Consider the following 8,763-nt stretch of genomic DNA (forward strand, 5'->3'; position numbering starts at 1 on the left):
CCCGCCCCTCAGGCCGCGACGGTGGCGGTGCGCGCCGCCGCGATCCGCTCGGCCAGGTACTCGGCGTCCCGCGCGATCGCCGCGAACCGCCCCGAGCCCCAGGTGTGCAGCCACGGCAGCCCGAGGAAGTACAGCCCGGGGGAGTCGGTGACGCCGCGGTTGTGGCACGGGTGGCCCTCGCCGTCGAACACCCCGGCGCGCAGCCAGCGGTAGTCGGTGCGGAAACCGACCGACCACACCACCGCCGAGATCCCGGCGGCGCGCAGGTCGAGCGCGGTGGGCTCGTGCTCGGGCCGCCACACCGGGGTGTAGCGCGGTTCGGTCGGCGCGTCGATGCCCGCGCGGGCGATGTAGCCGTCGATGGCGTCCTTGATGCCGTCGGCGACCGCGTCGGCGGCGTCGAGGGAGCGCTCCAGCGACGGGGCGAAGTGGGCGGTGCCGTCCGGGTCGAGCCCGGTCATCCGGCCGTAGAGCGCCATCCCCTGCAGCGCGAAGCGGCGCAGGTCGATGTCGCGGCCGCCGTCCCGCCCGGTGACGTAGTGGTTGGTGTTCTCCCGCTTGCCGATTCCGCCGGGCTGGTCCTCGATCGGGACGTCGTAGTGCCCCATGTCGTGCAGCCAGGCCACGCAGTCGCGACCCCGGTAGAACCGGGCCACCCGCGGCGCGTTGCCCACCGCCAGGTGCACCTCGCGCCCGGCCAGGTGCAGGTCCTCGGCGATCTGCGCGCCGGACTGCCCGGTGCCGACCACCAGCACCGCGCCCGCGGGCAGCGCCTCCGGGCTGCGGTACTCCGCGGAGTGCAGCTGGGTGATCGCCGCGGGCAGCCGCTCGGCGAAGCGCGGCACGGTCGGCACGTGGTAGCCGCCGACCGCGACCACCACCTGGTTCGCGTGGAAGCTGCCCGCCGCGGTCTCCAGGTCGTAGCCGCCGCGTACCGCCCTGGCCAGCGAGTGCACCCCGGCGTGCTCCAGCACCGGCGCGCCGAAGCTGTCGGCGTAGCCGCGGACGAAGCGGTACACCTCGTCGCGGGCCATGAAGCCGTCCGGGTCGGGGCCGTCGTAGGCGTAGCCGGGCAGCACGCACTGCCAGTTCGGGGTGACCAGGGTGAAGTTGTCCCAGCGGCCGTCGCGCCACTCGTGCGCGACGGTGTCGCGCTCCAGCAGCAGGTGGTCGATGCCGCGGCGGGTCAGGTGCCAGCTCACCGCGAGCCCGGCCTGGCCCGCGCCGACGACGATCACCTCGTGGTGCCGCACCCGCGGCGGGCAGAGCGTGGGGGCGAGCTGCTCAGACATGCGCGGCCATCCGCCCGGTCACGCCGTGCTCGCGCACCACGCTGTGGTACAGCTCCGGCCGCCGGTCGCGCAGGTTGTACATGCCGCCGCCGCGGGCCCGCTCCAGCGCCTCCGCCACGTCGACGGTGGCGGTCGCCAGCCCCGGCTGCACCCCGGTGGTCGCCAGCACCTCGCCGCCAGGCCCGACGATCTTGGCGCTGCACACGAAGCGCAGCGAGCCGAAGGTGCCCGCCTGGTTCGAGGCCACCCAGACCAGCTGGTTCTCCACCGCGCGGGCCCGGTCGAAGATGTCGAAGCGGTGCAGCCAGCGGTCGTCCTCCAGGTTCGCCACCGTCGCGGTGCGCGAGGTCGGCCAGGCGGAGAGCGAGGTGACGATCTCGGCGCCGTCCAGCGCCAGCGCCCGCGCGGCCTCCGGGAAGGCCTTGTCGTAGCAGATCTGCATGCCCATCCGGCCGATCGGCGTGTCGAAGGCGCGGTACTCCGAACCGGCGCTGTAGCAGAGATTCTCGCCCAGCGGCTGGTGCACCTTGCGGTAGCTGCCGAGCACGCCGTCGCCGTGCAGGGTGACCGCGGCGTTGTACCTGGCGTCGCCGTCGGCCTCGCAGAAGCCGAGCGTGATGACCAGGTCACCGGCGATCTCGGCGACCCGGCGCAGCTCGGGGCCGTCCAGCTCCAGCGCGGGCGGCAGGCTGCGCAACCGGCGCTGCACGGCCTCCGCGCTCTCGTCGCCGCCGCCGAGGCTGGGCAGGTAGCCGCCGAGGCAGGCCTCGGGCAGGACCAGCAGGCTGCTGCCGCGCGCCTTCGCGGTGGCGGCCAGCTCGGCGATGGTGCGGTAGCAGGTCTCCAGGTCGCGGCCGAATTCGGCGGCCGCCACCGAGATGGTGGTGTCGTTCATGATTCTCCCAATCCGGTGACGGTGCCTGGCACCGCCGTGGTCGTTGCGCCGTCCGGCCAGCGCAGCCGCACGCCGGCGCCGGTGACCAGGCGGCCGCAGACGGCGGAGTCGGCGGGGCCCGCGGCGGGGGCCGGGGTGCCGGGGCGGTCCGCGGTGAGCATCGCGAAGCCGGGAAAACAGGTGAGCCAGGCGCCGAGCGCGGCGTCCTGCGGCCGGGGGACGCGGGCGACGTCGAGCTCGGCGCCGACCCCGCTCGCCTCGGCGAGCATGCCGGTGGTGCCCGCGATGCCCGCCATGCTGACGTCTTTCGCGGCGGCCGGGGCGGCCCAGGCGACGACGCGGTGCAGCGCGCGCAGCTCGTTGCCGCTGCGGTGCGAGGTCGAATCCCACTGCCTGCCGTGGTAGCCGGGGCGCCAGCGGCCCGCGGTGTCGGCGGTCAGCCGCAGTTCGTGGCCGGGTCGGCCGCCACCGCCGCGCACCGGGGTCGGCGTGCGGCCGAGCGCCGTCACCGCGAGCGCGGCGGGGACGCCGAGCTGGGTGTGGCCGCCGAGGACCGGGACGTCCCACGCCTGTGCCGCTGCCGCGAGCCCGCTCATGACCCTGGTGAGGGTCGCGCGGGTCGGGGCGCCGACGGCGTCGAGCAGGCCGACCGGCTCCGCGCCCATGGCGGCGAGGTCGTTGAGGTTGACCAGGACCGCGCACCAGCCTGCCCATTCGGGGTCGCGCTCGACCATCGACGGGAGGATGGCGTCGCAGGCGGCGATCAGGTCGCTGCCCGGTACCGGGGCGCCGTCGTCGCCGCGGAAACCGGTGCCGCCGATGTCGTTCCCGAAGGGGGCGAGGACCTCGGCGAGCAGTGCTTTCGTGGAGTTGGCGAGCCGTTCGATCCGGTCGATCGGCCAGCGCATGGCGACGTGCGGGCGGCCGTTGACGGCGGTGCCGCCGAGGCGTTCCCAGCCGAGGCGGGCGAAGAGCTTCGCGTGGGCGGTCTGGACGGTGGCCTCGAAGCGGAGGACGTCGGCGCTCTCGGCGTGCGCGCAGGCGGCGCGGACCAGGGCGGCGCCGACACCGGTGGTGCGCAGGTGCGGGTGGACGACCAGGCGGCTGCCGGTCCACCAGCCGAGGTCGGGGTCGGTGGCGGGGGCCAGGCGGACGCCGCCGAGGACGGTGCCGTCCTGGGCTTTCGCGACCAGCACGATGGTGCGGGGGTCGTCGTCCAGGTCGTCGCGGTCCGAGCCGGTGAACAGGTTCTGGTCGTGGACGAAGGCGTCGCGGCGCAGATTTCGGTACGCGAGCAGGTCTTTCCGGTCGGCGGGGTGGATGAGGAATGGGTCAGGGGCCGGGCCGGTGAGCACGCTGAAGTCGGGTGTCCTGCCCCGGTGCGGACCGCTGAGCAGGTCGCTCCAGCTCATGGCGCGGTATATCGCGTCGCGTTCCGCGGCTCGACCGATGTGCGCCTTGGGGTGTGGCGGGGCACCGACGGCTCGGCCGTTGTCGGCGGGGTGTAGTGGGGCACCGACGGCGCGGGCGACGCCGGCCGCGGGGGGCTGCGGGGTATTCGCGCTCGGGTCGTGCGTGACCTCGGGGGACGTTGCGCGGGCGGAGAGGCCGGTCATGTCACCCTCCCGCGTTCTGCAGCAGGCTGCATGCCCCGCAGGCGGCGCAACCCGCCTTCTGCCCGGAGCCGCGCATCCCGGCGGCGTCCAGCAGGGCACCGACCCGGACGGTCACGTCCCGGACCAGCTCGGCGGGCGGCGCCACCGCCCGGTCCACGTCCACCGCGAGCGTCCCGGCCAGCGGGCGGAAGGGGACGACGAAGGGGTACACCCCGAGCTCGATCAGCTCGGCCGCGCCCGCCACCAGCTCGTCCGCGTCCTCACCGAGCCCGACCAGCAGGTAGGTCGAGACCTGGTTGCGGCCGAAGACCCGGACCGCCTCCGCCCACGCGGCCCGGTACTCGGCGAGCGGCACCGTCGCCTTGCCCGGCATCCAGCGGGCGCGCACCGCGTCGTCCAGCGACTCCACGTGGATGCCGATGGAGTCGGCCCCCGCCGCGCGCAGGTCGCCGAGCGTCGCCAGATCGCCGGGCGGCTCGCACTGCACCTGAACAGCCAGTTCCGGCACCGCCGCCTTCACCGCCCGCACGCAGCGGGCCAGGTGCCGCGCCCCGCGGTCCTTGGCGGCCGAGGTACCGGTGGTCATCACCATCTGCCGCACCCCGTCCAGTCGCACCGCGGCCGCCGCGACCTCGGCCAGCTGCTCCGGCCGCTTCACCGCGATCGTGTCGCCCGCGGCCAGCGACGCCTCGATGGCGCAGAACCGGCAGCGCTGGTCGGCGCCGTACCGGATGCAGGTCTGCACCACCGTGGTGGCGAGCACGTCCTTCCCGTGCAGCCGGGCGATCTTGTCGTAGCCGACCCCGTCGGCGGTGCGCAGGTCGTAGAAGGCGGGCCTGCGCACCGGCTCGACCTCGAGCCCCAGATCGGCGCCGTCCAGCAGCAACCTGTTGTCCCGCACCAGATACGGGCTGTCCGGGCGCAGGGGAACGGCCGCGCCGACACCGCCGATGAGCACGTGGCCGTCGTCGCTCGGCCCCGCCCCCGCGCGCCGCGAGACCGGCGCGTCGACGCGAACCCCGAGCAGCGCCAGATCGATCCGGGTGGACAGATTGCTCATGGTGGGCCCTACAGCTGGTAGGTCGAGTTGATGATGGCGCCCTTGCGGGCGTAGTGGATCAGCGCGTCCTGCACGTCCAGCGGGTGCGCCGGGATCACGCCCTCGATCAGGTCCTCCTCGCGCGCGCCGTGCAGCGCCAGCCCGAACCGGCAGGCGAACACCTTCCCGCCCTCCTTGATGAAGGTCGCCAGCGCGTCGTTGATGTTCTGCTCGCCGGGGAACCCGCTGTCCCCGGTGGTCGGGAAGCCGCGGGTGGCGATGGCGTTGATGGCGCCCGGCCCGTAGAAGTAGATGGCCGACTCGAAGCCCTTGCGCAGCGCCCGCGTCGCCTGCAGGATCGCGACGAAGCTCACCGACGACTCGTGCGCGATCCCGTGCACCAGGGTGAAGTAGGTCTCGCCCGCCTCGGCCTGATAGTCGGGGAAGATCTTGGTGGCGCCGTAGATATTGCTGCCCTTGGGCAGCGCCGGGTGCGGGATCTCCGCCAGCGACGCGGCGATGTTCGCCTCGATGGCCTTGTCGATATCGGTGGTGGTGGGTGCGGACACCGGGACTCCTCGGGGAATAGTGCGTTTCGGGATGTCATCGAGTACACGAGCGCGGTATTGCCGAGTGGTTACGTCGGGAACAAGTGCCGATTGCCGGATTCTCACGACAATCAGCTCGGCTGTTCCATCAATTCTGTTGTGCAGCAACCTGTTTGGCCCGACCCGAGGTAGGGCGGGGGCGGCCGAACGCGCTCCGGAAACGACCACGAAACGCTGGGCCCGCGCTCCGCGCCCTGCGATTTCACACCGCGAAACACCCCCGCAATCCACCCGCCGCGCACCCCTGCGGCACCCCCCACTACCGTGAACCCCCATGCGGAGACCGCCACTGCTGCTGCTCGCCCTCGTCGCCGCGGCCGCCACCGCCTGCTCGGGCGGCGATGTCACCCGCACCGCCGTCGACACCACCACGACGGCCCCCGCGCCGTCGACGGCGACCACCACCGTCGCCCGCGACTGCAACGCCGAGTTCCTCGCAGGCCTCACCACCAGGCAGAAGCTGGCCCAGCTGCTCACCGTCGGCGTCACCGACGCGGCGGACGCCGCGAACGTGGTGCGCACCGAGCAGATCGGCGGCATCTTCGTCGGCGGCTGGACCGACCGCGACCTGCTCGCGGGCGGCCAGATCAAGCCGATCCAGGCGGAGTCCGCGATCCCCCTCATGGTCACCATCGACGAGGAGGGCGGCCGCGTCTCCCGGGTCAAGGACCTGATCGGCCCTGCGCCCTCCGCCCGCGTGGTCGCGCGGACCATGAGCCCGGAGGAGTTCTACACCCAGTCGGTGCAGCGCCTGACCAAGCTGCGCGAACTCGGCGTCACCGTGAACTTCGCCCCCGACATCGACGTCAGCAGCCAGCCCGACGACACCGTGATCGGCGACCGCTCGTTCTCCGACAACCCGGAGACCGTCACCGCCTACGCCGAGGCCTACATCCGCGCGCTGAACGAGGCGGGCGTCGGCGGCGTGCTCAAGCACTTCCCGGGCCACGGCTCCGGCTCCGGCGATTCGCACACCGGCGCCGTGCGCACCCCGCCGCTGGCCCAGCTGCAGGCCCACGACCTGGTCCCGTTCCGCAACCTGGTCGGCTCCGGCCTCGGCGTCATGATCGGCCACCTCGACGTCCCCGGGCTGACCACCCCGAACGTCCCAGCCAGCATCAGCCCCGAGGTCATGGAGCTGCTGCGCACCGGCACCGGCTACGGTGCCGCCCCGTTCACCGGCCCGATCTTCACCGACGACCTGGGCGGCATGGCCGCCATCAGCGACCGGATGTCGATCGAGGAGGCGGTCGAGGCCGCCCTGGTCGCCGGCGCCGACAATGCCCTGTGGATCAGCACCGACGCCGTGCCCAATGTGCTCGACCGGCTGGAGCAGGCCGTCGCCGCGGGTAGGCTGCCGCTCGCACAGGTCGATGCGTCCGTGGTGCGCATGGCCGCCTACAAGAACGCGCTCCCGGCCTGCTGAGCGCTCCGAGCGAATGCTGGGCTATTCGAGGCTCACGCGAACTTACCTTGGAGTAATATAGGAGCCTCACCATGCGGTAGGAGAGAGTGGATGGCGGGCGGAACGAAGCGGCTCCCTCGGGCGGTCCGGGAGCAGCAGATGCTGGACGCCGCGGTTGAGGTGTTCTCGCGGAAGGGCTTCCACGACACCTCGATGGACGCCATCGCCGCCGAGGCGAAGATCTCCAAGCCCATGCTCTACCTCTACTACGGCTCCAAGGACGAGCTCTTCCGCGCCTGCATCCAGCGCGAGGGGATGCGCTTCATCGAGTCCGTCGCGCCCGCGGGAAACCCTCAGCTCACTCCGCACGAGCAGCTCCGCACCGCGCTGGAGGGGTTCCTCGGCTTCGTCGACAGCAACCGCAAGTCCTGGCAGGTGCTCTACCGGCAGGCGATCGGGCAGGAGACCTTCGCCTCCGAGATCGAGAACGCCAGGGAGCGGGTCATCGAACTCACCGCGAAATTACTCGAATCCAGCGCCAGGTATGCCGATCCGAGCACCAACTTCGATATCGTCGCCGCAGCCGTGATCGGTGCGGGCGAGGCCATCGCCGACCGCGTCGCCGGCGGCCGCATCGAGGTCGCCGAGGCCGTCGCCCTCCTCGACGACCTGGCCTGGCGCGGCCTCGCGGGCCGCAAGAAGTCCGAGTAGAGGTTGCGATGTTCGGAGTCCTCACGCCGTGTGCGCACGGCGCGGTCAGACATGGGGTAGCCCCCGGCGAGTGGTACGCCCAGCTCTGCGGGCTCTGCCTCGGGCTCCGCGACGAGCACGGGCACCTGGCCCGCACCGCGACCAATACCGATGCCATGGCGCTCACCGTGCTCACCGAGGCGCAGTCGGCGGCCGCCCCGGTCCGCACCGGGGTCGGGCCGTGCGCGCTGCGCGGCATGCGCAAGGCCGAGGTCGCGACCTCGCCCGGGGTGCGGCTGGCGAGCACCGCCTCGCTGCTGCTCGGCTCGGCCAAGCTGGAGGACCACGTCCGCGACGGCGATATCCGGCGCGGGGCCAGGCGTCCGGTCGCCGCCGTCTCCGGCCGCTGGGCCAAGCGGGCCGCGCTCCAAGCGGATTCGATCGGGCTCGACGTCGGTCCGATGGTCACGGCCATCGCCGAACAGTCCGCCCTGGAATCGCACACCCAGCTCACGCTGGAGGACCTGCTCGCGCCCAGCGCCTTCTGCGCGGGCGAGCTCACCGCGCACACCGCCGTGCTGGCGGGCAAGCCGGAGAACGCCGAGGCGCTGCGTGCGGCCGGGCGGCACTTCGGCGCGCTGGCGCACCTCGCCGATGCCGTCGAGGACCTGGACGACGACCTGGCCGCGGGCAAGTTCAACCCGCTCGCCGCCACCGGCACCACCCGCGTCGAGGCGTACCGCGCCATGCGCGCGGCCGAGCGCGGCCTGCGCACCGCCGTCACCGACGCCCGGCTGGACACCGTCCCGACCGTGCGCTGGGTGCTGCTCGACCCACTCGACGGCCTCCTGCACCGCCTCGGCCACGAACTCGGCGTGCTGCGCGCCAAGCGCGAACCGCGGTACCACCCGGTCGCGGTCCTCCCCGGCCAGAAGCCGAGCCTGTTCGAGGGCATCGGCCTGCTCTTCCAATACCCCACCGGCTACGCCTGTTTCGCCTCGCACCGGCGCCCGTGCAGCGGCGAGCAGAAGGACCCGTGGCTCACCAGGATGGACTGCGGCAGCTGCTGCGACTGCGGCGACTGCTGCTCCGACTGTGACTGTTGCGAGTGCGGCTGCTGCGACTGCAACTGCTGACCCGCACCTGACACCCCCGGCTGCGCGGCCGCACGGCCGTGCGGGCCGCCCCTACGCGAAGGGCCGCACCTCCCCCCTGGGA

8 protein-coding genes are annotated in these 8,763 nt (G+C 73.0%); 3 read left to right on the top strand and 5 right to left on the bottom strand.

What is annotated here, in order from left to right; all coding sequences use genetic code 11:
* Window positions 1-8: 8 nt before the first annotated feature.
* The 5 genes from ACFUUZ_RS15250 to ACFUUZ_RS15270 form a co-directional block, all read right to left on the bottom strand.
* Complete coding sequence (locus tag ACFUUZ_RS15250) at window positions 9-1,292, bottom strand: MSMEG_0569 family flavin-dependent oxidoreductase (RefSeq protein ID WP_378696439.1); 1,284 nt, start codon at window positions 1,290-1,292, stop codon at window positions 9-11.
* Entirely contained in the window at window positions 1,285-2,187 is a 903-nt protein-coding gene (locus ACFUUZ_RS15255; protein WP_378696441.1) for a carbon-nitrogen hydrolase family protein, read from the bottom strand. The genes ACFUUZ_RS15250 and ACFUUZ_RS15255 overlap by 8 nt, the downstream gene beginning before the upstream one ends.
* Window positions 2,184-3,599 carry an MSMEG_0567/sll0787 family protein gene (locus ACFUUZ_RS15260; RefSeq protein WP_378696465.1) on the bottom strand — a complete coding sequence of 472 codons (1,416 nt, stop codon included), beginning with the start codon at window positions 3,597-3,599 and terminating at the stop codon, window positions 2,184-2,186. Before ACFUUZ_RS15260 ends, ACFUUZ_RS15255 begins: the two co-directional genes overlap by 4 nt.
* Window positions 3,600-3,804: 205 nt before the next feature.
* The gene (locus ACFUUZ_RS15265; RefSeq protein WP_378696443.1) at window positions 3,805-4,863 is read right to left on the bottom strand and encodes an MSMEG_0568 family radical SAM protein; all 1,059 of its coding nucleotides are present in this window, start codon (window positions 4,861-4,863) and stop codon (window positions 3,805-3,807) included.
* 8 nt (window positions 4,864-4,871) lie between these two features.
* Window positions 4,872-5,411: an MSMEG_0572/Sll0783 family nitrogen starvation response protein gene (locus ACFUUZ_RS15270; protein WP_378696445.1), complete on the bottom strand. Its 540-nt coding sequence runs from the start codon at window positions 5,409-5,411 to the stop codon at window positions 4,872-4,874.
* A gap of 313 nt (window positions 5,412-5,724) precedes the next feature.
* Between ACFUUZ_RS15270 and ACFUUZ_RS15275 the strand changes: the two genes are divergently transcribed.
* The 3 genes from ACFUUZ_RS15275 (at window position 5,725) to ACFUUZ_RS15285 (ending at window position 8,681) form a co-directional block, all read left to right on the top strand.
* Entirely contained in the window at window positions 5,725-6,876 is a 1,152-nt protein-coding gene (locus ACFUUZ_RS15275; protein ID WP_378696447.1) for a glycoside hydrolase family 3 N-terminal domain-containing protein, read from the top strand.
* A gap of 90 nt (window positions 6,877-6,966) precedes the next feature.
* A complete protein-coding gene (locus tag ACFUUZ_RS15280) occupies window positions 6,967-7,566 on the top strand; it encodes a TetR/AcrR family transcriptional regulator (RefSeq protein ID WP_378696449.1) in 600 nt (199 codons plus the stop codon).
* A gap of 8 nt (window positions 7,567-7,574) precedes the next feature.
* Entirely contained in the window at window positions 7,575-8,681 is a 1,107-nt protein-coding gene (locus tag ACFUUZ_RS15285; protein WP_378696451.1) for a DUF5685 family protein, read from the top strand.
* Window positions 8,682-8,763: the final 82 nt, after the last annotated feature.

It is taken from the genome of Nocardia sp. NPDC057353 (assembly GCF_042667085.1).
In the GTDB taxonomy this organism is placed as follows: Bacteria; Actinomycetota; Actinomycetes; order Mycobacteriales; family Mycobacteriaceae; genus Nocardia.

What these genes read in the sequence shown, in the direction of transcription:
- ACFUUZ_RS15250 (WP_378696439.1), bottom strand. Translation starts at nt 1,292, where the DNA reads ATGTCTGAGCAGCTCGCCCCCACGCTCTGCCCGCCGCGGGTGCGGCAC.
- ACFUUZ_RS15255 (WP_378696441.1), bottom strand. Translation starts at nt 2,187, where the DNA reads ATGAACGACACCACCATCTCGGTGGCGGCCGCCGAATTCGGCCGCGAC.
- ACFUUZ_RS15260 (WP_378696465.1), bottom strand. Translation starts at nt 3,599, where the DNA reads ATGAGCTGGAGCGACCTGCTCAGCGGTCCGCACCGGGGCAGGACACCC.
- ACFUUZ_RS15265 (WP_378696443.1), bottom strand. Translation starts at nt 4,863, where the DNA reads ATGAGCAATCTGTCCACCCGGATCGATCTGGCGCTGCTCGGGGTTCGC.
- ACFUUZ_RS15275 (WP_378696447.1), top strand. Translation starts at nt 5,725, where the DNA reads ATGCGGAGACCGCCACTGCTGCTGCTCGCCCTCGTCGCCGCGGCCGCC.
- ACFUUZ_RS15280 (WP_378696449.1), top strand. Translation starts at nt 6,967, where the DNA reads ATGGCGGGCGGAACGAAGCGGCTCCCTCGGGCGGTCCGGGAGCAGCAG.
- ACFUUZ_RS15285 (WP_378696451.1), top strand. Translation starts at nt 7,575, where the DNA reads ATGTTCGGAGTCCTCACGCCGTGTGCGCACGGCGCGGTCAGACATGGG.